Origin of the sequence: Streptomyces aquilus (genome assembly GCF_003955715.1) — a bacterium.
Taxonomy (GTDB): domain Bacteria; phylum Actinomycetota; class Actinomycetes; order Streptomycetales; family Streptomycetaceae; genus Streptomyces; species Streptomyces aquilus.
The window spans coordinates 9007040-9030346 of sequence record NZ_CP034463.1 but is presented as its reverse complement, the minus strand read 5'-3'; the positions used below and the strand labels follow the sequence as shown (position 1 = coordinate 9030346).

Here is a 23307-nt window from a genome sequence, read left to right as displayed (position 1 = left end):
TCGCGGCCAGGTGCCCGGCCGGTCCCGGTGAGGTGCTCGACCGGCCCCGGTGAGGTGTTCGACCGGCCCCGGTGAGGTGTTCGACCGGCCCCGGAAAAAGATCTTCGGAAAAAAATTCCGGGGCGGGGTGCATGAAGCCCCGTCGGCCGGGCACCAGCACGTCAGGCCCCGCCGCGCTCCCCCGTCGCGGCGGGGCTTTCTCGTGCCTCGCGCGCGGGCCGGTCGGTGATGTCGAGGAAGATCTGGTCGGCCTCGCTGAAGGTGTCGGCGACGTGTCGCTTGATGCGGACGGCGACCTCCTCGACCCGCTCGCTGTCCAGCCCCGGCACCAGGTCGACGCGTGCCGCCACCAGGACCGATTCCAGGCCCGTCTTCATCGTGAACAGTGCCTCCACGCTGTCGATCTCGGGCTGCTCCTGGAGCACCGCCCGGATCCGGTCGCTCGTCTCCGCGTCGACGGCCTCCCCGATCAGCTGGTCGCGCGCCTCACGGCCGAGCCGGTAGGCGACGTAGACGAGCAGCGCCCCGATCGCCAGCGACGCGGACGCCTCCCACACGACCTGCCCGGTGACCATGTGCAGGGCCATGCCGGCCATGGCCAGGCTGACGCCCAGCACCGCCGTGCCGTCCTCGGCGACGACCGTGCGCAGCGCCGGGTCGCGCAGGCCGTCGCCCATGCCGCCCTGGCGTCGCGTCTGGTGAAGCGCCCGCGCCAGCGACGCGCCCTCGGCGACGAAGGCGACGCCCAGGACGACGAGCCCGGCGACGTATCCGCTGAGCTCTTCCTCGGCTCCGTTGCGCAGCGCCTCGAAGCCCTGGAAGAAGGAGAAGCAGCCGCCCATGACGAAGATCCCCACGGCGGCGAGCAGTGACCAGAAGAACCGCTCCTTGCCGTAGCCGAAGGGGTGCCGACGGTCGGCTGGGCGGCGGCTGCGGCGCAGGGCGGCCAGGAGGAAGACCTCGTTGAGGCTGTCGGCGACCGAGTGCGCGGCCTCCGACAGCAGGGCGGGCGAGTGCGCGACCAGACCCCCGACGGCCTTCGCCACGGCGATGACCAGATTGGCGGCGAGCGCCACCAGGACGGTGACCCGCGTTCTGCGGTCCGCCTTGTGGCCCTCGGCCTCCTGTGCCGGGGCCGGTGGTGATGCCGGGCGCGGGGTGTTCAGGGATGCGTTCGAGGTCGTGTTCGAAGATGTCCCACTCACCTTCGCCGACTGCCCCGACTGGCGGGGCTCACACGCCGAAATCTGGGAACGCGGTCATGGAACACCCGCACGGCGACAGGGCACGACAGGAGGCGGCATGACTGGCTCGGACGGAGGCAACAGCGCGTACGGGAACAAGGCGTTCCAGCGGTCCAAGGCCCACTTCACGGACCGGATCACCGCGGACGGCCGCGACGGCTGGCCGGTGGAGCCAGGGCGCTACCGGCTGGTGGTCAGCCGGGCCTGCCCGTGGGCGAGCCGGGCCCTGGTCTCCCGGCGGCTGCTGGGCCTGGAGAGCGCCCTGTCGCTCGGGGTGGCCGATCCGATCCAGGACGACCGCAGTTGGCGGTTCACCCTCGACCCCGACGGCCGCGACCCGGTCCTCGGCATCCGCTACCTGAGCGAGGCCTATGACCGGCGGGAGACCGACTACCCGGGCGGGGTGGGCGTGCCCGCGATCGTGGACGTGCCCAGCGGTCAGCTGGTCACCAACGACTACCAGCAGCTCACCCTCGACCTCGCCACCGAGTGGCGCGCCCTGCACCGGGAGGGCGCCCCCGACCTGTATCCGGAGGCGCTGCGCGACGAGATCGACACGGTGATGGCGGACGTCTACGAGGACGTCAACAACGGCGTGTACCGGGCGGGCTTCGCCACCGAGCAGGCGGAGTACGAGGCCGCCTGCTCGGCGGTGTTCCGGCGGCTGGAGCTGCTGACGCCGAGGCTCGCCCGGCAGCGCTATCTCGTCGGCGACACCATCACCGAGGCGGACATCCGGCTGTTCACCACGCTGGTGCGTTTCGACGCCGTCTATCACGGCCACTTCAAGTGCAACCGCTGGAAGCTGGCGGAGAACAAGGTGCTGTGGGGGTACGTCCGCGACCTCTACCAGACGCCGGGCTTCGGTGACACCGTCGACTTCGACCACATCAAGCGGCACTACTACCAGGTGCACACCGGCATCAACCCGACCCGGATCGTGCCGCTGGGACCGGATCTGTCGGGCTGGCTGACCCCGCACCACCGCGAGGAGCTGGTCGGCCGGCCGTTCGGCGACGGGACTCCGCCGGGGCCGCCGCCGCCCGACGAGCAGGTGTCGCCCCAGGGCCGGCCCACACCGAAGTAGCGGAACGGACGAGTAGCGGAACGGACGAAGGAGAGACGCATGGCCAAGAAGAACAAGAAGAAGCTGAAGCTCCCCCTCGCCTACAAGCCCCTCGGTTTCGTGCTGGGTTGGTCGAGCGGGGCGCTGGCCGGGATCGCGTTCCGCAAGACGTGGAAGGTGATCCGGCACGAGGACGACGCGCCCGACGCCCTGGACCGGGACCGGAGTTGGGGCGAGATCCTGCTCGCGGCGGCCGTGCAGGGCGCGATCTTCGCGGTGGTGCGCAGCGCGGTGGACCGCACGGGCGCGAAGGCCATCGAGCGGTCCACCGGCGTGTGGCCGACCGCCGACGACGGCGGCCGGGACTGACGTCGCGTCAACTCCGCCTGAGCACCCCGCCGTCAGCCCGTCTTGGGCGCGGTCGGGGTGACGCGGCGCAGGGTGAACGAGTGGCCCGCCGGGTCGGCGTAGCCGCGCTCCTCGAACGGGCCCGAGGCGTCCTTCGTCTCCAACGGGCGCCCGCCGAGCCCGACGACCCTGCGCTCCGCCTCGTCCAAGTCGTCGACGACGAAGTCGAGATGGGCCTGAAGGGCGTTCTCGGGGCGCGGCCAGCTCGGCGGCGTGGCGTTCATGTCCCGGCGGAACGCCATCCGCATCCCGTCGGCCCCCCTGATCTCCACGCGGTTGGCGGTCGCGTCCGTCTCCTCGCCCTCCAGGAACTCCTTGTAGAACCCGGCGAGCTTCTCCGGCTCGGCGCAGTCGAGCACCACGACGCCCGCTTTCACCAGTGCCATGTCTCCTCCGTACGGTCCGGGGCACGGGGCGTTCGTGCCCCGCGGCCCTGTACCTCACGGATAACCCGGTCCGCCCGGTTCAGTCGGCGACCAGCCACTCCCCGTCCCGCAGGCAGCCCGCCGGCGGCGTCGACCGTCGCGCCCCAGACGTCCTCGCGAACCCGCCCGCACGTCCCGCGAGGTGGTCGGCCTCCAGAGGTCATCGGGGAGGGTCTTGGACACTCTCTCGGGAAGGGTCCTGGACAGTCTCACGGTCAGGTGTCCGTCCCGTCCCGGATCCCGGCGAGCCGGGCCGCCGCCGCGCTCAGCAGCAGGTCCAGCGCCATCGGGTACGAGCTGCGGGGCATGTCCGCCACGAGGTGGCGGGCGGTCGCGGCGATGTGCGGGTGGGTGTCGGCGGGCAGCCGGGCGTACGTCGCCCGCCACACGGCCGCCTCCGCCTCCCGGGCGGGCCGGGGCAGGGCGGTGCTCGCCGAGTCCAGGGCGGCGAAGGCGAGCGCCTGGTCGACGAAGGCGTGGTAGATGCGTACCGCCTCGGCGTCGGGGAACCCCGCGTCGCGCAGCACGCCGATGATGGTCTCCACGGCCTGGATCTCGTGGTCGCGCCCGGTCACCCGGTGCGAGCTGAGGACCGCGGCCCGGGGGTGGGCGAGCGCCCCGGCGTGCATGCGCAGGCCCAGGTCCCGCAGGTCGGCGCGCCAGTCGCCGGTGGGCCGCCAGCTGCGCAGGGTGCGGCCGATGAGTTCGTCGGCGACGGCGAGCATCAGGTCGTCGGTGTGCCGGAAGTACCGGTAGAGGGAGCTGGGGTCGGCGCCGAGGGCGCGGCCGAGGCGGCGCACCGAGAGGGCTTCGGCGCCGTGCTCCTCGATCAGCCGCATGGCCGTCTCGACGATCAGCTCCTCGGACAGGACGACACCCTGCTTGGTGGGTCGTCTGCGCTGCCGCGCGGTGGCCGGGACGACGCGGTCGGTCATGGCGTGCCTCCGTGGGTCCGATGGCCGCACCTTATGACAACACCGTTGACCTGTTAACCCCCCGGCCAGTTTCATGTCGCCTCACCGGGGCCGACCAGGCCCCCCGGTGCGAGCGGAGAACCGGCCATGCCCGACACACCACCCCACGCGTCTCCCGCGCAGCCGGTGCTGCGCAAGTCCCTCGGCGTCCTGGACGGCGTCGCCATCGCCGCGTCCAGCACGGCCGCGACCACCAGCATCGGCATCGGCCTCGGGGTCACGGCCGGGGTGGTCGGACTGCACCTCCCGGCGATCATGCTGCTGGCGTTCCTGCCGGTCCTCGGCATCGCCGGCGCCTACGCCCGGCTCAACCGCGTCGAGCCGAACGCCGGCAACGGCTATGTGTGGGTGGGCCGTTCACTCACTCCCTGGCTGGGTTTCCTGGTCGGCTGGGTGAACATCGTCGCGACGGTGGCGTTCCTCGCCTACACCACGGCCGTCACCGGCTCGGCCCTGATCCAGCTGGCCGGGGACGCCGGAGTGCACCGGCTCGGCGGCCTGACCCTGGACCCCGGATCGACGGCCCAGACGACACTCCTCGGGGTCGGGGTCCTCGCCGCGGTCACCCTGACCGCCGTCACGGGCGTGCGCACCGCGGCACGGTTGCAGGCCGGGCTGCTGGTCTTCGAGTACGTCGTGCTGCTGGGCTTCTGCGGATACGGCATCGTCACCGGCCCGCACGCCTTCAGCTGGAGCTGGTTCGACCCGTTCGCGATCCCGTCCGCGACCGCGCTGGCCCAGGGACTGCTGCTGTCGGTGTTCTGTTACTGGGGTTTCGAGGCCGCGTTCAGCGTGTCCGAGGAGGTCCGCGACCCCCGGGACGCCTCCCGGGCGGGCCTGACGACGCTGTTCACGATGCTCGGACTGTTCCTCCTCGGCTCGATCGCCTTCCAACGCGTCCTGTCCGAAGAGGAGTTGGCGGGACACGGTGCGGAGGGCCTGGCGTTCTTCGGCGACCGGCTGGCCTCACAGCCGCTGGCCGCGCTTCCGCTGGTGGCGCTGATGTTCTCGGCGGTCGCCTCGCTCCAGGCCGGCGTGATCCCGACGGCCCGCGGGATGTTCGCGATGAGCCGGGACCGTACGCTCGGGCCGGTGTGGTCCAAGGTCAGCCGCCGGTACGGCACTCCCGCCGCCGGAACCGTGCTGATCGGCGCGCTGGCGGCCGGGGTCGCGCTCCTCGCCCTCGTCATTCCCCGCCTGGCGGACATGATCATGGCGACGGTGAGCGCCATCGGCATCGTGGTGGCCCTGTCGTACGCGCTGACCGCCCTCGCGGCCGCCGTCCGCTTCCGTTCACTGCTGCGCGAGGACTGGCGGGAGGGCGTACGGGCCGTGGTGCTGCCGACGCTCAGCGCGCTGGCCCTGCTCGGGCTCGGCGGCTATCTCGGCTGGTCCTTCTACACCTCCACCGATCACTTCGCGCTCCGCGCGGACAACGGCTGGTTCCTGCTCAGCACTCCCCTGGCGATGATCGCGTCCGGCTTCGTGGCCGCCGCGTGGGCCAAGTGGGTGCGCGGGTCGGCCTACTTCCGCACCGGCGAGGGCACCGACGCGGACTCCCCTCGCCTGATCCCGACACCCCACTGATCCCACACCCCATCAGGAAACGGACCATGCACGCAGATCTGCTCTTCACCGGCGGCCCCGTCCTCACCCCCGAGGGCCGCACCGCGACCGCCGTCGCCGTCAGCGGCGGCCGTATCACCGCCGTAGGACGGGACGAGGTCCTGGAGCTGCGCGGGCCGCGGACCGAAGTGGTCGACCTCGCCGGGCGGTTGCTGCTGCCGGGGTTCCAGGACGCGCATGTGCACCCGGTGCCGGCCGGCCTCGAACTGACGCAGTGCGATCTCACCGGCACGAGGACCGCCGCGGAGACGGTCGCCGCCGTGCGCGCCTACGCCGACGCGCATCCCGAGCGGGCCTGGATCACCGGCGGCGGCTGGTCCATGGAGGCCTTCGAGGGCGGCACACCGACGAAGGAGCTGCTCGACGCGGTCGTCCCCGACCGGCCCGTGTACCTGCCCAACCGGGACCATCACGGCGCCTGGGTCAACAGCCGCGCCCTCGAACTGGCCGGCATCACGCGCGACACGCCCGACCCGGCCGACGGACGGATCGAGCGGGACGCGTCGGGCTCGGGCGAGCCCAGCGGCACCCTCCAGGAAGGGGCGATGCAGCTCGTCGGACGCCTCGCCCCCGCGGCCACCCCGGCCGACCGGCTGGCCGCCCTGCTGCACGCCCAGCGCCATCTGCACGCGCTCGGCATCACGGCCTGGCAGGACGCGCTCGTCGGGGACTTCCTCGGCATGGACGACCCGGCTCAGGCGTATCTGACGGCGGCCCGGGACGGTTCGCTGACCGCGCGTGTCGTCGGCGCCCTGTGGTGGGACCGGGAGCGCGGGGCCGAGCAGATCCCCGAACTCGTCGAGAAGCGAGCCGCGTTGAGCCACGGCCGGTTCCGGGCGGGCACGGTCAAGCTGATGCTGGACGGGGTCGCCGAGACCGGGACGGCGGCGCTGCTCGACCCGTACCTGGACCGGTGCGGCTGCGCCACCGCCAACCGCGGCACCAGCTTCATCGACCCCGGTCAACTCCCCAAGTACGTCACCGAGTTGGACGCGCTCGGCTTCCAGTGCCACTTCCACGCCCTGGGCGACCGTGCCGTACGCGACGCGCTGGACGCGATCGAGGCCGCGCGCACCGCGAACGGACAGCGCGACACGCGGCCCCACCTGGCACATCTTCAGGTCGTTCACCCCGATGACGTGCCGCGGTTCGCGCACCTCGGCGCCACCGCCAACATCCAGCCGCTGTGGGCGGCGCACGAGCCGCAGATGGACGAGCTGACCATTCCCTTCCTGGGGCCCGAACGGGCCGCGTGGCAGTACCCGTTCGGTGCGCTGCTGCGGTCCGGCGCCAGGCTCGCGGCGGGCAGCGACTGGCCGGTGAGCAGCCCAGATCCGCTGGAGGGCATCCATGTCGCGGTCAACCGGCGGACGCCGGACGCGGCCGGCGCGCCGGTGTTCCTGCCCGCCGAACGCATCGGTCTCGCCGAGGCGTTGGCGGCGTACACGGCGGGTTCGGCGTACGTGAACCATCTCGACGACACCGGGGAGGTGCGCGCGGGGGCGCTGGCGGACCTGGTCGTGCTGGACCGCGACCCGTTCGACGTTCCGCCCGCGGAGATCGCAACGACGCGCGTGGCGCTGACGTACGTCGGGGGCGCGCGAGTATACGCAGCTCAAGGGGCTTGAGCAGTAACGGAGATCACGGTCGGGTCACGGTGTAGATCATTTACGCTCTGGGAAGTCTCGTTCCGCTTCTCGATTCAACTTTCGCGCCACGAAGGCGAGTTCGAGTGCATGGGCGGTCTCCCCCTGGACCGCCCACTCGCAGGGGTGGGGGGTTCTGCGCGCCGTCTCCCGAAAGGAACCACATGCCTCAGGCCGTCACGTCCGACCTGCCCTCCGACGCCCCCACCGGCCACCACCAGTCCACGGAGGCGGCTGCCGCCCTGGTCCGCCTCCTGACGCAGCAGATCAAGGGCCTCACCGAGCGGCACCGAAGTTCCCAGGCCGCCGTGCAGCAGCGGCTGGACGCGCTCCGCTCCCCCCACGCCGGGTCCGCACTGCGGCTGGAGGGAGCCCTCCGGCTCGCGCCGCCGGCCTTTCTCCCACCCGACGAGGCGGGCCTCGCCCGGCTGCGGCGGCTGGACGCCGGACTGCGGGTGATAGAGGCCGCGTTCCCCCAGGTCAGCACCGACGTCGAGATCTGCCGGCTGACCTGCACGATGCTGGAAGGCGCCTGGCGCAGCCGGGCACTCGCCCCGCCGCGCGAGGAGGAGCAGGCGGCGGTCTGCGACTGCGCCCTGTGCGGCCGGCTGCCCACACCCCCCGTCCGCACGCTGGGCGACTACGACTGGCGGCACAGCGCCGGCCGTCCGCTCACCGTCAAGACCTGGCCGTACCGCCGGGAGCTCGACAGCGTCCTGACCGGTGGCTGGTCCTGGACCCGGCAGATGAACGACCTGGAGCACGATCTCGGCCATCGGCACCGCTACGAGGACGACATCCTCGTCTTCCACGAGTACAAACGCGTGATCGACACCATCGACACCACCCGCCTCACCCAACTCGTCGAGGACCGCCTGGCCGAGAACTTCAGCACCAACACGGCACGGGCCCTGGTCGCCGGCCTGTTCGCGGCCCACAAGCGGGCCGTCGACGAGTACTGGCTCCAGCGGCACGGCGCGGGCGAGGTCACGCTCCCCCAGTCCAACCCGCTGAGCCACAGCACCTATTCGGCCCTGCAGATGATGGACTGCCTGTTCTGGCACGTCGCGCCCGACACCGAACTCTGGCAGGAGGAGAACCTCGCCTCGCTGCTGCTGTGCCGTGTCATCGACGACATGGCCGACGTCCGGGCCGACGCCCTCACCGGCGAGATCAGCAACTTCTGGCTCGCCGACCTGCCCAGCCACACCAAGGCCCTCTACGGCGCCAGTGCCATCGCCCTCGTCAAGTACGGCTGCACGCCCGAGGCGCACGAGCCGATGTGGAACACCTGGCTGATGACCACGACCATCGTGTGGATGGGGCTCACCGGCCGCCACGCGCTGTGGTTCGACGGCATCACCCAGGGCCTCCCGTCCGCCGAGGCCTGCCCGCTGTGCGCTCTGCAACCCAACCCGTGCACCGGCATCCTCACCGAGGGCACCACGCTCACCCTCGCCCCGCGGGCGACCGTACCGACGCTGAGCGCCCGGACCGCCGAGCTGTCCGCGCGGTGCAGGGACCGACACCCGCAGGCCTGGCCGCTGTTCGACGCCGAGCTGCACGCCTTCGAGGCCGTGCACGGCCCCTGGTCCGGCGACGTCGACAACGCGTGGGAGATCCTGCGCCGCACGTTCATAGCCGGCGTGGAGGCCTCCATGGCCGCGCCGTCCCCGGGCCGTGCCCGGGCCGTCCAGGTGGACGCGGGCGTGGTCGGGTCCGAGAGGTTCCACGCCCTGCACGACCCGCGGACCGGCAGGGAGGACATCGCGCTGCTGGCGTACATGTTCGCCTGCGCGCACCCGCATTTCCTGTGGAACGCCATGGGATACGTGCCCACGGACGTGGCCGGGGACTGGCTCGACGGCTGACCCCGCGGACACCGCCGCCGCCCGGGCCGGGGAATCCGGCCGGGCGGCGGCGGTGTCGCGGCGGCGGTGGTGTCAGACGGCGAACTCCACCGGCAGGCTGTCGAGCCGGGACTCCCAGGTGGAGGCGGTCGAGGAGAGCTCCTCCGGCGGCACCGCCAGCCGCAGGCCCGGCAGCCGGTGCAGCAGGACGTCGACACCGATCTCGATGATGGACTGGCCGATGCTCTGTCCCGGGCACTCGTGCGGTCCGGAGCTGAACGCCAGGTGCGAGTGGTTGCCCTGCACGGTGACGGCCGCGTCGGGCCGTACCTCCGGGTCGACGTTGCCGGCGGCCAGGCCCAGGATCAGCAGTTCGCCCTCCTGGATGTGATGGCCGCCCAGTTCCAGGTCCGAGGCCGCGAACCGGCCCGGCAGCACCGACAGCGGCGGGGTGTCCCACATGACCTCCTCCACCACGGAGGAGATGGTCAGCTGCCCGCTGACCAGCCCCGACAGCCGGCCGGCGTCGGTGAGGACCAGTTGCAGCACCCGGGCCAGCAGGTTGCTGGTGGTGGTGTGCGCGGCGATCAGCACCAGCCGCAGATGGCTGACGACCTCGTCGTGGTCGAGGCCCGCCGGGTGCTGGATGAGGGCCGTGGCGAAGTCGGAGCCCGGCTCGGCCCGCTTGCGCTCGGCGAGTTCGGAGAGGATCTGCATGATCCGGCCGTTGTGCTCCAGGGCGCCCTCGCCGCCCTTGAGGACCTGGGCGCACGACTCGACCAGACGCCGCCCTTCCGCCATGGGAAGGCCCAGGATCCGGGTGAGCACGAGCATCGGCAGGTACTCGGCGTAGTCGGCGACGAGGTCGGCGCGCCCGGTGTCGGCGAACGCGTCGATCTGCTTGTTCGCGAAGAACGTGGCATGGCGCCGCACACCGCGGCTGGACGCCGCGAGCAGCCCGTCGGTGACCGCGCCGCGCAGCCGGCGGTGCGGTTCGCCGTCCTGGGAGATGCAGTCGGGCCGCCAGCCGATCATCGGGATCAGCGGGTGCGTCTCCGGGATGTGTCCCTCCCGCCAGTCCCGCCAGATCCGCGCGTCCCGGCTGAACTGCCGCGGGTTGTCGAGCACCCGCCGGTTGTCCCGGTAGCCGAGGACCAGCCACGCGGGCACGTCGCCCTCCAGCAGCACCGGCGCGACCGAACCGTGCTCCTTGCGCAGCCGCTCGTAGATCCCCTGCGGATCCGTCGCCGCCTCCGGCCCGTACAGCCGCGCGACATCGGCTCCGCCGTGGGCGACGGGGCAGCCGCGCGGGGTGTCGGCGCCGTTTAAGGGCTGATCGGTCATCGGGACTCCAGAGCGACGGCGGAGCGGTCCTTCAAGTGACGTATCAGGGTGACCAGTACGTCCCGGCTGGAGGCCCGGTCGCGGGCGTCGCAGGCCACGACCGGAATGTGCTCGGGGATGTCGAGGGCGTCGCGGATCTCCTCGACCGGGTAGTCCTTGGAGTCCGGGAAGACGTTCAGGGCGACGACGAAGGGGACGTTCTGCCGCTCCATCTCCTCGATCGCCCGGAAGCTGGAGGCGAGCCTGCGGGTGTCCACCAGCACGACCGCGCCGAGCGCGCCCTTGAACAGCCCGTTCCACAGGAACCAGAACCGCTCCTGGCCGGGGGTGCCGAACAGGTACAGCATCAGGCTGTCGTTGAGGCTGATCTTGCCGAAGTCCAGACTGACGGTGGTCTCCGTCTTGTCCGCGACGCCGATCAGGTGGTCGACGTCGGCGCTGGCCTGGGTGAGGGTCTCCTCGGTGGTCAGCGGCTTGATGTCGCTGACCGAGCGGACCATCGTGGTCTTCCCGGTGCCGAAGCCGCCGGCGATCATCACCTTCACCGAGCGGGTGCCCTCGTCACCCGGCCCGCCGGGGTGGTCAAAGCCTTTCAAGTCCACTGAGTACCTCCTCAAGCAGCGCGAGGTCGGGCCCGCGGCGGGCGTCGTGCGCCGGGATGGGGTCACGGGCTTCCACGCGGTCTGCCTCCAGCAGGTCCGCCAGCAGCACCGCGAGAATGTTGAACGGCAATCCGAGGTGGGCGCCGAGTTCGGCGACCGACAGCGGATCACGGCAGCGCCGGAGGATCTCCTCGTGCTCGTGCTGCATCCCCGGGGCGGGGGCGGTGCGGGAGACGATGAGGGTCGCCACGTCGAGACTCGACGCCGAACCGCCCGGCCCGCTACGTCCTCCGGTGAGGACGTAGTAACGCTCGAGACCGGACGGATCTGTGGGCCGGCGGGGAGCACTCATGCAGAGTGCTCCTCCAGCCGCGGAGTCGTGCCGAGGAGCTCGCCCATCCTGCGGGCCAGATCCCTCATCTGGTGCCCGAGCAGGCCCTGGTCGAGGCCTTCCCGGGCCAGCACGCCGAGATACGTCTCCACGCCCGCGCGGACGACGAAGAGGTGGCCGCCGTCGACCTCGATCATCGCCAGCCGCAGCTGCCCCGCGTATTTGGGGAACTGCTCGGCGACGGGCTGGGCCAGCGCCTGCAGGCCGGCCACCACCGCCGCGAAGCGGTCCACGTCGTCGGGGTCCTCGGCGCCGAAAGAGGTGATGGCCTTGCCGTCGCTGGAGGCCACGAGGGCGAAACGGATCTCCGGGATGGACTCCACGAGATCGCGGAGCGCCCAGCTCACGTCGGTTCCCTGTTGCGTCATGTCGACTCAGTCGCTCTCTTCCGTGCGGTGCTCGGTGGACTCGCGGCCGTCGGCCGAGGCGCCGTTGCCCCGGTCCGGGTCGGACTCGCGTCCGGCGGTGGCGAAGGCGGCCAGGCCGGCGAAGGACGCGTCCGGCGGGACGGCGGAGACGGCCGACGTCTCCTCCTGGGTCCGCTCGGTGCGCTCGCCCGGCTGGTGCCGGGTCTCCTCGCTCCGCCTGCTTCTTCGCCGGGGCAGTCCGCCGGGCGTGGTCTCCGCGGTCTCGCCGACCTCGACGGTCTCCGCCAAGGCGGCCGGGGGCGTCGGGGCCTCCTCCCTGACGGGGGCCGGGGCGGAGGCCTGCACCACCGGGGCCGCCGTGGGCAGCGGGCTGAAGTACTTGTGCGGGACCACCACGACCACCGAGGTGCCGAGCCAGGGCGAGTCCGCGAAGGTGACGCGGATGCCGTAGCGCCGGGCGAGGATGCCGACGACCCGCAGGCCGATGGTGGCGTCCTCGGAGACACCGCCGAGTCCGGGACCGGAGCCGGTGCCGGCGAGGGCCTGCTCGGCCTCGCGCTTCTTCTCCTCGCTCAGCCCCTTGCCGGCGTCCTGGATCTCGATGCCGACGCCGTTCGGCACCTCCTTGCCGGAGACGAGCACCGGCTCGGTGGGCGGCGAGTAGCGGGCCGCGTTGTCGAGGAGGTGGGCGAAGATCAGCGTGAGGTGGTCCACCAGACCGCCGTCGACGCCGAGTTCGGGCAGCTGGCGTACGTCGACCCGGTGGAAGTCCTTGATCCGGCCGATGCCGCCGCGGACCACGCTGAGCAGCCGCTGCGGTTCCTGCCACTGCCGGCCGGGCCGGTCCGAGCCGCCCAGCACGCCGATGCTGGCGGCGAGACAGTCGGCGGGGCCGATCTCCTGGTCGAGTTCCATGAGTCCCCGCGCCACGGAGGGCAGCCGGCCGTGCTCGCCCTGCATCTCGTGCAGTCGGCCGCGCAGCTTGCTGGTCAGCACGTGGATGCGGTTGCCGATACCGATGACGGCCTGCTCGGCGGCGGTGGACCGGTCGAACTCGCGCTCGACGCCGATGAGCGCGGTCCGCAGGACCTTGCGCAGCTCGGTCTGGAGCTCCGAACTCACCTTGGCGCACTGGTTGGTGGCCGGCAGCAGGTCGTCGACGGCGTCACCGGCGCGCAGTTGCTCCAGTGCCTCGGGCAGCTGCTCGTCGGCGAGCCGGGCGACGGCGGAGAGCTGGTGGGCCAGCTGCTCCTGCCAGACCTCGGCCTGGTCGGCCAGCTGGGCCTCGTAGCCCGCGGCCTGCTCGGTCAGCCGCCCCTCGTAGGCGCGGGCCTGTTCGGCGAGTCGCTCCTCGTAACCGGCGACCTGCTCGGCGAGCTGGGCCTCGTAGCCCGCTGCCTGGTCGGCCAGCCGGGCGTCCTGGGCGGCGTGCTCGGCGGCGAACTTCCGCTCCAGGCCCGCGACATGCTGCTGCCACTGCTGGGAGTGCTCGGCCTGCGCGCTGCGGAAGCCGCTCTCGGCCTGGTGGAGCTGCTTGCGGGTGCGGACCAGGAGCCGGACGCACACCGAGCTCGCCGCGGTGGCGGCGGCGCCGGCGACGGCCGCGGTTATTCGCTCCGAGCTCATGAAGGTGGCGGCAACCGTCCCGCCTCCTAAGGCCAGCGGCATCAGCCACCAGCTGTACCAGGCGACCGGGGCCCGCGCCGCCGGCGGCGGAGTGGCGAGTTCCATCAGCATCCTTCGAGGCAACACGATCGAACAGGGGGGTGTGCAAGGGGGGAGCGCACTGTCCAATGCGCACCGCAAGACGACCGATCACGACCGGGTCAACTCGCAGCGCCGCAGGGGAGCTTATCGGGTTTGAACCCGAAAGGATCAACTCCCGGCGCCCGCCGGAGGTGAGGGTTCCGTCACGCTCAGCCAGTATCGAACAGTCGACAAACCCCCACTCCGGTCAAAGGGTCCGGCGCAGAGTGAGCAACTGCGGGCCGAAGCCGTTGCGTTCGTAGAAGCGGATCGCGTCCGTGTTGGCGGCGTAGGCGGTCACCTCGACCTGCTCGGCGCCCGCACCCTTGGCCCAGGCGAGGAACTCCCCCATCAGGCCGGCCCCGGCCCGGGCCCGCCGGTGCGCCGGGAGGACGTACATGCTGATCAGCGTGGCCGACGAGACCAGCCGCTTGTCCGTCGGCCCGGTCACCGAGCCCAGCAGATGACCGACGACCTGCCCGCCGTGGTCGACCACGAGCACCAGCCGCGTCGGGTCCTCTATGGCGGCGGCGAACGACTCCGCGCCGTGCTCCCGGGGCCAGTTGACGTTGATGGCCGGGTCGCGGGTGCCGCCGTCCTCCGCGAAGAGCCCCGCGCTGGAGGCGACGAGTCCCGGTATGTCCTCCGTGCGGGCTCGCCGCACGATCACGCCCTGATCACTCATGCTCACACCCTAGCGATCACCTCCAACATCCTGGACACCTGTCCAGCTATAGTGGACACCTGTCCAACAAGTAGACGCAGACAATCGAGGGAGATCATGGAAGCCGTCGCGAACGTTCTGGTGGGCCTGGTGGCCGCGCTGCACGCGTACATCCTGGTGATGGAGATGTTCCTGTGGCAGAAGAAGCCGGGGATGCGCTTCCACGGCTTCGACCGGGACATGGCCAAGGCGACCGCCGCCATGGCCGCCAACCAGGGTCTCTACAACGGCTTTCTCGCGGCCGGCCTGGTCTGGGGCCTGATCGCCGCCGACCCGACCGGCTTCCGCGCCCAGGTCTTCTTCCTGTCGTGCGTGATCGTGGCGGGTGTGTACGGCGCGGTCACCGCCAACGTCCGCATCCTCGTCGCGCAGGCCCTGCCGGGTGCGCTGGCGCTGGGCGCGGTCCTGCTGGCGCGGTGACGGCCGCCGAGGACCCGCGGGCGGCCCGGACCCGCGAGAAGCTGCGCCGGGCACTGCTCGCCGAGTGCGCCGAACGCCCGCTCGCCGAGGTCGGGGTGGCCGCCCTGGTGCGCCGGGCGGGGGTCGGCCGGGCCACGTTCTACGTCCACTACGCCGACCTGGAGGCCCTGGCCGTCGACGCCTGCGCCGATGTCGTACGCGAGGCCGTGGAGGCGCTGCACGCCTGGCGCGGCCGGCCCGACCCGGTGCACGCGCCGCCCGCGCTCCCGGAGTTCTTCGCCTCGCTCGCCCCGCACGCCGGGCTGTACCGGGCCCTGTTGAGCCCGGGCGGCGGCGGTCCGCTGGGCCGGGTGCTGCACCGGGACCTGCGGGCCTACAGCCTGCGCGAGCGGGAACTGGCGGGCGCCGCGGACGCGCCGCTGGTGGCGTCGGCGGTCGCCGCCACCTTCGCCGGGGTGCTGGCCGACTGGCTGCACGGCCTGCTGGACGGTGACGCGGGTGACATCGCCGACCAGGTCTGGCAGTTGCTGGTCGCCCTGCACGCGAGCCGGTGACGGTTCACTTGCAGAGCATGCCGTCCTTCACCCGCGGCCAGGCCTCCACGCCGTCGGACGTGCGCACGTAGGCCACCTTCTCGTCGCCGGAGAGCCACAACTGCCAGTCGCGCAGCCGGTATCCGGTGTCGCGCGCGTCGGCGGGCATCGGGACGTCGCCGTCGTACTCACCCAGCAGCATCTCGTCACCGAGCACCCCGTGCGGATCGCGGGCGTAGGTCCTGCCGTCCCTGCCCTCGCCCAGACCCAGGAAGTGCGCGTCCTGCCAGTCGCAATGGGCGGAGCCGACCGAGCTGCTGATGACGGTGAGCGGCACCCGCCTGCCGCTGCGGTCCGTCCAGATCTCGTAGTCCTGGGAGTCGGTGAAACTGGGCTCGAACTCCGCGGGATCGCAGGCGGCGCTGGTCTCGGGTCCCCAACCGGGCCTGTTCTTCTGGTCCTTGGCGACGATGACGGCCACTTTGGTCCGGCCGCCGACGTCGTACGAGAACAGGACGCGGCCGCCCTCCTTGCGCTCCACCCGGTAGCCCTCCCGCGGCACGCCGGGCTGCTCGATGTCGAAGTACGCCTTCAGCCCCTCCTCCGGCGTCTCTCCCCCGTCGCCCTCGCTCCACGGCTCGCTGCCGCCGGCCGTGTCGATCGACCAGTCGCACTCCAGCGCGCGGGCCGCGGCGCCGGTGTTCACGAGGTCGGAGCGGTCGTCCTTCTCCTCGTCCCAGTCCTTGCCGGGGATGTGGAGCGGCCCGCTGTAAGGCGTGGGCGGGGCCGTGCCCTCGACCACGAGGTCGCCCTCGGCATCACCGCATCCCACCGCCGCCACGGCCACCAGCACCGCCACGGCCACGAGTCCTCTGCGCATCCCCACCCCTTGTTCACCCGCTGTCGTTCCGTTCCTCCGACGCGGCCGTGCGGGGAAACGTTCAGCGGGCTGCCTGGAACGTACGCCGGTACGCCTGCGGCGACACCCCGATCGCCGCGTGCAGGTGCTGGCGCAGCGAGGCGCCGGTGGCGAAGCCGACCGCCCCGGCGATCTGGTCCACCGACAGATCGCTGGACTCGAGCAGGTGACGGGCGCGGGCCACGCGCTGCTGGATCAGCCAGCGGCCGGGGCTGACGCCCACCTCGTCGTGGAAGCGGCGGGCGAAGGTGCGCAGGCTCATCCTGGCGTGGGCGGCGAGGTCGGTCAGGGCGAGGGGCTCGTCGAGGCGGGTCAGGACCCACTCGCGCGTGGCGGCGGTGCTGGTCGCCCCGCTCTCCGGCACGGGCTGTTCGATGTACTGCGCCTGCCCTCCGTCGCGGAACGGCGGCACGACACAGCGCCGGGCCACCGTGTTGGCCAGCTCGCTGCCGTGGTCGGTGCGGACGATGTGGAGGCAGACGTCCACGCCGGAGGCCGCGCCGGCCGAGGTGAGGATGCGGCCGTCGTGGACGAACAGGACGTCCGGGTCCAGCTCGACGTCCGGGTGGAGCCGCCGGAGCGCCTCGGTCACCTGCCAGTGCGTGGTGGCCCTGCGGCCCTTCAGCAGGCCGGCCGCCGCGAGCACGAAGGCCGCCGTGCAGATGGACACGATGCGGGCGTCCGGGGGGATGAGCGCGAGCGCGGCGGCGACCTCGGCGGGCAGCTCGGTGGGGATGTGCTCCGCGGCCATGGAGGCGACCACCACGGTGTCGGCCGTCGCGAGGATCTCCGGGCCGTGCTCGACCCCGATCGTGAAGTCCGCGTTGCTGCGCACCGGCCGGCCGTCGACGCTGCACGTCAGCACCTCGTAGTGCCCGTCGGCGGCGCCGAAGATCCGGCTGGGGATGCCCAGCTCGAAGGGGTAGACGCCCTCCAGGGCCAGGACCACGACTCTTTCGACCCGCTGCTGCGCACTCATGGCACGATTCTATCGAAGGTTGGCAATCATGCCATTTTCCGAGGAGGCGGGCCCCGGCAGGCTGGTTGACCATGAGCACTGTGAAGACGATGCGAGCCATCAGCCAGGACGTCCTCGGCGGTCCCGAGGTCCTCAGGGAAGTGGAGCTGGAGCGGCCCGAGCCGCGTACGAACGAGGTACTGGTCCGGGTCCGGGCCGCCGGGGTCAACCCCACCGACTGGAAGCACCGCGCCACCGGCGGCTTCCTGGGCGAGCCGCCCTTCGTCCTGGGCTGGGACGTCTCCGGCGTGGTCGAGGCGGTCGGGATCGGCGTCGCCCGGTTCCAGCCGGGCGACGAGGTGTTCGGCATGCTGTCGTACCCGTACGGCCACGGTTCGCACGCCGAGTACGTCACCGGCCCGGCGCGCTGGTTCGCGCACAAGCCGGCCTCGATCGACCACACCGAGGCGGGCGCGCTGCCGCTGGTCTCCCTGACCGCCTGGCAGGCGCTGGTGGAGTACGCCGACATCCAGCCGGGCCAGCGGGTGCTGATCCACGCGGCGGCCGGCGGCGTCGGGCATGTCGCGGCGCAGATCGCCAAGGCGCGGGGCGCGTACGTGATCGGCACGGCGAGCGCGGGCAAGCACGAGTTCCTGCGCGGGCTGGGCGTGGACGAGACGATCGACTACCGGGAGACGGACTTCGCCGAGGCGGTCAAGGACGTCGACGTCGTCCTCGACACCCTCGGCGGTGACACGTCCGTGCGCTCGCTGCGGGTGCTGCGGCCGGGCGGGATCGTCGTGTCGATCCTGCCGGTGGGCTCGAACGAGTTCTACGAGGAGGCCGAGCGGCTCGGTGTCCGGGCGCTGCGCATGCTGGTCGACGCCTCGCACAGCGGGATGGCGGCGATCGCCGAACTGGTCGAGGCGGGGAAGCTGCGTCCCACGATCGCCGGCACCTTCCCGCTGGCCGACGCCGCCGAGGCACACGCCCTCGGCGACACCGGCCGGACCACGGGCAAGCTGGTCCTGGTGACGGACTGACGTCCTGGGTGACGGACTGACGTCCTGGGTGACGGACTGACTCAGAAGGTCAGCACGGGCTTGATCGCCTTGCCCGTGCCCATGTCCCGCACCGCCCGGTCGATGTCCGCGAACGCGTACGTGCTGATCAGGCGGTGCAGCGGGAGCCGTCCCTCCTTCACCATCCGGACCAGGGCGGGGATGAAGGACTGCGTCTCGGCGTCACCGAGGGTCAGACCGACGACCCTCTTGCCGCCGAGCAACCCGTTGACGTCCAGGGCGACTTCGGTGCCGAACGGCGGGGCGCCGACGACGACCAGGGTGCCGCGGGCGCCGAGCGCGTCCACGCCCTGGCGGAGCACGCCGACGTTGCCGGTGGTCTCGACGACACCGTCGGCCCCCTGGCCGCCGGTGATCTCGGCGAGGGCCTTGCCGAGGTCGTCGTCACCGGCGTTCACCACATGGGTGGCGCCCAACTCCCGTGCCAGTGCGAGGCGTTCGCCGACCCGGTCGACGGCGACGATCGTCGTGGCGGGGGTCAGGGCGGCGGCCATGACCGCGGACAGGCCGACCGCTCCGGCGCCGAGGACGACGACCGTGCTGCCGGTGTCCGGCTTCAGGACGTTCCAGACCGCGCCGACGCCGGTCTGCACTCCGCAGCCCAGCGGGGCGATCGAGGTCAGCGGCACCTCGGGGTCGACCTTCACGAGGCTGCGCTCGTCCACCAACGCGCGTTCGGCGAAGGAGGACTGGCCGAAGAAGTGGCCGCCCAGCGGTTCGCCGCCCCGGCTGATGGTGCTGCTGCCGTCGGCCCGTCGGCCGCCGATGAGGTTGAGCGGCAGCCAGGTGGCGCAGTACGCCGGGTGGCCGCCGTCGCAGTTGCGGCAGGAGCCGCAGGACGTGAACGACAGCACGACGTGGTCGCCCGGCGCGACCCCGGTGACGGCCGGGCCCACGGCCTCGACGATCCCGGCGCCTTCGTGGCCGAGCACCCCGGGCAGCGGGAAGGGCAGGCCGCCGCTCGCGACCCCGAGGTCGGTGTGACAGAGCCCGGTGGCCACCATGCGGACGACCGCCTCGCGGGGCCCCGGCTCGTCGAGCTCGACGTCGGCGAGGGTGAAGGGCGCCCCGCCGGACTCGACGACCGCGGCACGGGTGGGGATGGACATCGTACGAACTCCCTTGTCTTTGCAGCCGGTTCGGGGCGGTTCAGCCGAGCGAGACGACGACGGACTTGACCTTGGTGTAGGAGGCGAGCGCCTCGGGGCCGTACTCGCGGCCGAAGCCGGAGTCCTTGACGCCGCCGAAGGGGACCGCGGGGTCGAGCATCGCCCAGTCGTTGACCCAGACGATGCCCGCCTGGAGCCGGTCGGCGACGCGGTGGGCACGGGCGAGGTTGCTGGTCTGGATGCCCGAAGCCAGGCCGTACGGCGTGGAGTTGGCGAGGCGGACGGCCTCGTCCTCGGAGTCGAAGGGCTGCACGGTGAGGACCGGGCCGAAGATCTCCTCCTGGATCACCCGGGAGTCGTTGGGGAGGTCGGCGATGACGGTGGGCTTGTAGTAGTAGCCGCCGTCCAGGTCGAGGCGTTCGCCGCCGCAGACGATGCGGCCGCCTTCCTTGCGGGCGAGTTCGACGTACTCCTCGACCTTCTTGAGGTGCTTCTCCCCCGCCATCGGGCCGACGACCGTCTCCGGCTGCCGCGGATCGCCCAACGGCACGCCGGGCACGGCCTGTTCGAGGATGCCGAGCAGGGTGCTGTAGACGGAGCGGGCCACCAGCAGGCGCGGGCCGCCCATGCAGAACTGCCCGGAGTTGAAGACGAAGGCCTTGATGATCGCGCCGACGGCCTGTTCCAGGTCGGCGTCCTCGAAGACGATGTGGGCCGCGTTGCCGCCCAGTTCCATGGTGACGGGCTTGAGGTTCTCCCCGGCGACGCTCGCGGCGTGCCGGCCGACCGCGGTGGAGCCGGTGAAGGCGATCTTGTCGACGCCGCTGTGCCGCAGGAGGGCCTCTCCGGCGACCGGCCCGGCGCCGGTGACGACATTGACCACGCCGTCGGGGACACCGGCCCGCTGGAACAGCTCGGCCATGTAGAGCGCGCTGAGCGGGGTCTCGTCGGCGGGCTTGTGCACGACCGTGTTGCCCGCAGCGAGCGCCGGGGCGATCTTCGAACCGGCCAGGATCAGGGGGAAGTTGAACGGCGTGATCGCGGCGACCACACCGAGCGGCTCGCGCCGGGTGTAGGCGAGGGCGTTCATGGGGGTGTCGCGGTGGGAGCCGTGCAGGGAGTGGGCGAGGGCGGCGAAGTGCTCGTAGTCGTTGGCCGCGTTGGTGACGTCGACGGCATGGGCGAGCGTGATCGGCTTGCCGACGTCGAGGCTCTCCAGGCGGGCGATGTCGTCGGCGTTCTCCCGGATGAGCTCGGCGATGCGGTGCAGCACCCGGCCGCGCTCCCGGCCGCTGAGGCCGGACCAGGAGCCGTCGTCGTAGGCCTCCCGCGCGGCGCGCACGGCCGCGTCCACGTCGGCGGCGCCCGCCTCCGCGACGGTGGTGACGACCGCGCCCCGCGACGGGTCGACCACCTCGGTGCGCGCCCCGTCGGCGGCCTCGCGCCACTGTCCCCCGATGAACAGCCGCCCGGGTTCGATCTCGAAGGTGGTCATCACCACTCCTCAGCCTCATTGCCAAGATTTCAACCAACAGGATTCCTGTCGGTTCGCAGGTATGTCGGCAGTCTCATTACAGACAGGTTTCCTGTCAATGCCCTAGGGTGAAGTCATGCTCGACACCCAGGCGACCAAGACGGCCCCGTCCCTGCTCTACATGGTCAAACAAGTGGAACTCGTCGTCCGGTCCCACCTCGACGAGCTGGTCAGGCCGTCCGGGATCACGGCACTCCAGTACACCGCGCTGACCGTCCTGGAGCGACACGACGGACTGTCGGCCGCGCAGCTCGCGCGCGACTCCTTCGTCACGGCCCAGTCGATCGCCGACCTCGTCCGGTCGCTGGAGAACCGCGAGCTGGTGCGCCGGGAGCGCAATCCGCGCAATCGCCGGGAGCTGCTGATCCTGCTGACCGACGCCGGGCGCGAGCTGCTCGCGCGGCACGAGGAGCCGGTCCGTGAGCTGGAGGAGCGGATGGTCCGCGATCTCACCGCGCACCAGACCGAGCAGTTCCGCCAGGCCCTGTCCCGGGCCTGGCACGCCCTGTCCTGAGGTCGCATCGCAATTCGAAGACATATGTCAATCGAACATGCTCAAATTCACTCCATCGGGGGTAACTTGCAGGGCGGGGAAAGGACTTGCACGCACTCCGGGCATGGGGACACGGCGACCTCTCGTAGGCTCGCCGCACGATGTCACCCCAGCCCCCGGTGACCTGCACCCCGTCACTCGAAGGGCCGGTTGGAGGCGATGTCGTCGTGCAGCAGCAACCTGCACCGCGCACTCGGCACCTGCACATCCACCAGGACCGGGGACACACGGTGCTGGAGTTCCGTGGTGAGATCGACATCTCGGCCGCCCTGGAGATCGTCCCGTACCTGGACCGGGAGACCGGGCGCGACCACCCCCGGGTCGTGATCGACCTGCGGCAGGTGGAGTTCTTCGACTGCTCCGGCCTGCGGCTGCTCTACCGCGCCCGCAGCAGGGTGCTCGACCACGACGGGCAACTGCGCCTGGTCTGTGTGCACCCCCTCACCCTGCGCATCATGAAGGTCACCGGACTGCATCGATTACTGCCGCCGCACGCGACGCTGGACGCGGCCCTGGGACAGTCCGAGGCCACGTCCGGGTCGCTGTGACCGCGCCTATTTGAGGATCCTGGTGACCTGGCCCGCGCCGACGGTCCGCCCGCCCTCGCGGATGGCGAACTTCAGCCCCTCCTCCATGGCGATGGGCTGGATCAGCTGCACGTTCATGGTCGTGTTGTCGCCCGGCATGACCATCTCGGTGCCCTTGGGCAGGGTCACCACCCCGGTGACGTCGGTGGTGCGGAAGTAGAACTGCGGGCGGTAGTTGTCGAAGAACGGCGTGTGCCGGCCGCCCTCGTCCTTGGACAGGATGTACGCGCGCGCCTCGAACTCCTTGTGCGGGGTGACCGAGCCCGGCTGGATGACGACCTGTCCGCGTTCGACGTCCTCGCGCTTGATGCCGCGCAACAGCAGACCCACGTTCTCCCCCGCCCGGCCCTCGTCGAGGAGTTTGCGGAACATCTCGATGCCGGTGACGGTCGTCCTGGTCTTCGTCTCGTGGATGCCGATGATCTCGACCTCCTTGTTGACGTGCAGCACACCGCGCTCGATCCGGCCGGTGACGACGGTCCCGCGCCCGGTGATCGTGAAGACGTCCTCGATCGGCATCAGGAACGGCTTGTCCACGTCCCGCTGCGGCTCGGGGACGGCCGTGTCGACGGCGTCGAGCAGCTCCAGCACCGACCGCGCCCACTGCTCGTCGCCCTCCAGGGCCTTGAGCGCGGACACCTTGATCACGGGCACGTCGTCGCCGGGGAACTCGTACTCGGTGAGCAGCTCGCGGACCTCCAGCTCGACGAGTTCCAGGATCTCCTCGTCGTCGACCATGTCCGTCTTGTTGAGGGCGACGACGATGTACGGCACGCCCACCTGCCGGGCCAGCAGGACGTGTTCCTTGGTCTGCGGCATCGGCCCGTCGGTGGCGGCGACGACGAGGATCGCGCCGTCCATCTGGGCCGCGCCGGTGATCATGTTCTTGATGTAGTCGGCGTGGCCGGGGCAGTCGACGTGGGCGTAGTGCCGGCGCTCGGTCTGGTACTCGACGTGGGCGATCGAGATGGTGATGCCGCGCTGCCGCTCCTCGGGCGCCTTGTCGATCTGGTCGAAGGGCGTGAACGGGTTCAGGTCGGGATACCTGTCGTGCAGCACCTTCGTGATGGCCGCCGTGAGCGTGGTCTTGCCGTGGTCGATGTGCCCGATGGTGCCGATGTTCACATGCGGCTTGGTCCGCTCGAACTTCGCCTTCGCCACTGGGGCCTCCAGGTCACCTCAGGGATGCCGGGCCGGG

General features: G+C 71.5%; 24 protein-coding genes. 10 read left to right on the top strand and 14 right to left on the bottom strand.

Annotated elements, in window-relative coordinates; genetic code table 11:
- Positions 1–161: 161 nt before the first annotated feature.
- On the bottom strand, positions 162–1166 hold the full coding sequence (locus EJC51_RS41365; RefSeq protein WP_126277327.1) for a cation diffusion facilitator family transporter: 1005 nt from the start codon (positions 1164–1166) through the stop codon (positions 162–164).
- Between the two features lie 136 nt (positions 1167–1302).
- On the opposite strand from EJC51_RS41365, the gene EJC51_RS41360 reads away from it, so the two are divergent.
- Together EJC51_RS41360 and EJC51_RS41355 are read left to right on the top strand one after the other, a co-directional pair.
- Positions 1303–2331: a glutathione S-transferase family protein gene (locus EJC51_RS41360; RefSeq protein ID WP_126275791.1), complete on the top strand. Its 1029-nt coding sequence runs from the start codon at positions 1303–1305 to the stop codon at positions 2329–2331.
- Positions 2332–2370: 39 nt separating this feature from the next.
- Positions 2371–2679, top strand: a complete 309-nt coding sequence (locus EJC51_RS41355) for a DUF4235 domain-containing protein (protein WP_126275790.1) — start codon at positions 2371–2373, stop codon at positions 2677–2679.
- A 32-nt stretch (positions 2680–2711) separates the two neighbouring features.
- Here the strand turns inward: EJC51_RS41355 and EJC51_RS41350 are convergent, their stop codons facing one another.
- Complete coding sequence (locus EJC51_RS41350; protein ID WP_126275789.1) at positions 2712–3104, bottom strand: VOC family protein; 393 nt, start codon at positions 3102–3104, stop codon at positions 2712–2714.
- Positions 3105–3358: 254 nt separating this feature from the next.
- Positions 3359–4078 carry a TetR/AcrR family transcriptional regulator gene (locus EJC51_RS41345; RefSeq protein ID WP_126275788.1) on the bottom strand — a complete coding sequence of 240 codons (720 nt, stop codon included), beginning with the start codon at positions 4076–4078 and terminating at the stop codon, positions 3359–3361.
- Between the two features lie 126 nt (positions 4079–4204).
- Here EJC51_RS41345 and EJC51_RS41340 point away from each other — a divergent pair, with 126 nt between their 5' ends.
- The 3 genes from EJC51_RS41340 (at position 4205) to EJC51_RS41330 (ending at position 9260) form a co-directional block, all read left to right on the top strand.
- Positions 4205–5704, top strand: coding sequence for an APC family permease (locus tag EJC51_RS41340; RefSeq protein WP_126275787.1), 1500 nt, complete (start codon positions 4205–4207; stop codon positions 5702–5704).
- 26 nt (positions 5705–5730) lie between these two features.
- The gene (locus EJC51_RS41335; protein WP_126275786.1) at positions 5731–7371 is read left to right on the top strand and encodes an amidohydrolase; all 1641 of its coding nucleotides are present in this window, start codon (positions 5731–5733) and stop codon (positions 7369–7371) included.
- A 182-nt stretch (positions 7372–7553) separates the two neighbouring features.
- Complete coding sequence (locus tag EJC51_RS41330; RefSeq protein WP_244363074.1) at positions 7554–9260, top strand: hypothetical protein; 1707 nt, start codon at positions 7554–7556, stop codon at positions 9258–9260.
- Between the two features lie 72 nt (positions 9261–9332).
- Here the strand turns inward: EJC51_RS41330 and EJC51_RS41325 are convergent, their stop codons facing one another.
- The 6 genes from EJC51_RS41325 to EJC51_RS41300 form a co-directional block, all read right to left on the bottom strand.
- Positions 9333–10583: a cytochrome P450 gene (locus EJC51_RS41325; protein WP_126275785.1), complete on the bottom strand. Its 1251-nt coding sequence runs from the start codon at positions 10581–10583 to the stop codon at positions 9333–9335.
- Entirely contained in the window at positions 10580–11185 is a 606-nt protein-coding gene (locus tag EJC51_RS41320; protein WP_097271731.1) for a GTP-binding protein, read from the bottom strand. Before EJC51_RS41320 ends, EJC51_RS41325 begins: the two co-directional genes overlap by 4 nt.
- Positions 11166–11537, bottom strand: coding sequence for a DUF742 domain-containing protein (locus EJC51_RS41315; protein ID WP_059194658.1), 372 nt, complete (start codon positions 11535–11537; stop codon positions 11166–11168). The genes EJC51_RS41320 and EJC51_RS41315 overlap by 20 nt, the downstream gene beginning before the upstream one ends.
- Positions 11534–11944, bottom strand: coding sequence for a roadblock/LC7 domain-containing protein (locus tag EJC51_RS41310; protein ID WP_109494137.1), 411 nt, complete (start codon positions 11942–11944; stop codon positions 11534–11536). Before EJC51_RS41310 ends, EJC51_RS41315 begins: the two co-directional genes overlap by 4 nt.
- Positions 11945–11950: 6 nt before the next feature.
- Positions 11951–13675 carry an ATP-binding protein gene (locus EJC51_RS41305; RefSeq protein WP_126275784.1) on the bottom strand — a complete coding sequence of 575 codons (1725 nt, stop codon included), beginning with the start codon at positions 13673–13675 and terminating at the stop codon, positions 11951–11953.
- 223 nt (positions 13676–13898) lie between these two features.
- On the bottom strand, positions 13899–14375 hold the full coding sequence (locus tag EJC51_RS41300) for a GNAT family N-acetyltransferase (protein WP_126275783.1): 477 nt from the start codon (positions 14373–14375) through the stop codon (positions 13899–13901).
- Between the two features lie 96 nt (positions 14376–14471).
- Here EJC51_RS41300 and EJC51_RS41295 point away from each other — a divergent pair, with 96 nt between their 5' ends.
- The gene (locus EJC51_RS41295) at positions 14472–14834 is read left to right on the top strand and encodes a DUF1304 domain-containing protein (protein ID WP_097271723.1); all 363 of its coding nucleotides are present in this window, start codon (positions 14472–14474) and stop codon (positions 14832–14834) included.
- Positions 14831–15388 (top strand): TetR/AcrR family transcriptional regulator, encoded by a 558-nt coding sequence (locus tag EJC51_RS41290; protein WP_126275782.1) that lies wholly within the window; start codon positions 14831–14833, stop codon positions 15386–15388. Before EJC51_RS41295 ends, EJC51_RS41290 begins: the two co-directional genes overlap by 4 nt.
- A 4-nt stretch (positions 15389–15392) precedes the next feature.
- On the opposite strand, the gene EJC51_RS41285 is transcribed toward EJC51_RS41290, so the two are convergent.
- Both EJC51_RS41285 and EJC51_RS41280 read right to left on the bottom strand, forming a co-directional pair.
- Positions 15393–16247 carry a hypothetical protein gene (locus tag EJC51_RS41285; protein ID WP_126275781.1) on the bottom strand — a complete coding sequence of 285 codons (855 nt, stop codon included), beginning with the start codon at positions 16245–16247 and terminating at the stop codon, positions 15393–15395.
- A gap of 61 nt (positions 16248–16308) precedes the next feature.
- Entirely contained in the window at positions 16309–17265 is a 957-nt protein-coding gene (locus tag EJC51_RS41280; RefSeq protein WP_126275780.1) for a GlxA family transcriptional regulator, read from the bottom strand.
- Positions 17266–17336: 71 nt separating this feature from the next.
- Here EJC51_RS41280 and EJC51_RS41275 point away from each other — a divergent pair, with 71 nt between their 5' ends.
- Positions 17337–18287 (top strand): NADP-dependent oxidoreductase, encoded by a 951-nt coding sequence (locus EJC51_RS41275; RefSeq protein WP_126275779.1) that lies wholly within the window; start codon positions 17337–17339, stop codon positions 18285–18287.
- Positions 18288–18328: 41 nt separating this feature from the next.
- Here the strand turns inward: EJC51_RS41275 and EJC51_RS41270 are convergent, their stop codons facing one another.
- Both EJC51_RS41270 and EJC51_RS41265 read right to left on the bottom strand, forming a co-directional pair.
- Positions 18329–19435: an NAD(P)-dependent alcohol dehydrogenase gene (locus tag EJC51_RS41270; RefSeq protein ID WP_126275778.1), complete on the bottom strand. Its 1107-nt coding sequence runs from the start codon at positions 19433–19435 to the stop codon at positions 18329–18331.
- A gap of 40 nt (positions 19436–19475) precedes the next feature.
- Positions 19476–20930, bottom strand: a complete 1455-nt coding sequence (locus EJC51_RS41265) for an aldehyde dehydrogenase family protein (RefSeq protein ID WP_126275777.1) — start codon at positions 20928–20930, stop codon at positions 19476–19478.
- A gap of 115 nt (positions 20931–21045) precedes the next feature.
- Between EJC51_RS41265 and EJC51_RS41260 the strand changes: the two genes are divergently transcribed.
- Together EJC51_RS41260 and EJC51_RS41255 are read left to right on the top strand one after the other, a co-directional pair.
- Positions 21046–21483 carry a MarR family winged helix-turn-helix transcriptional regulator gene (locus EJC51_RS41260; RefSeq protein WP_126275776.1) on the top strand — a complete coding sequence of 146 codons (438 nt, stop codon included), beginning with the start codon at positions 21046–21048 and terminating at the stop codon, positions 21481–21483.
- Between the two features lie 206 nt (positions 21484–21689).
- Positions 21690–22070, top strand: a complete 381-nt coding sequence (locus EJC51_RS41255) for an anti-sigma factor antagonist (RefSeq protein WP_244363072.1) — start codon at positions 21690–21692, stop codon at positions 22068–22070.
- Positions 22071–22076: 6 nt separating this feature from the next.
- On the opposite strand, the gene tuf is transcribed toward EJC51_RS41255, so the two are convergent.
- Entirely contained in the window at positions 22077–23270 is a 1194-nt protein-coding gene (gene tuf / locus EJC51_RS41250; protein WP_126275774.1) for an elongation factor Tu, read from the bottom strand.
- Between the last annotated feature and the right edge of the window lie 37 nt (positions 23271–23307).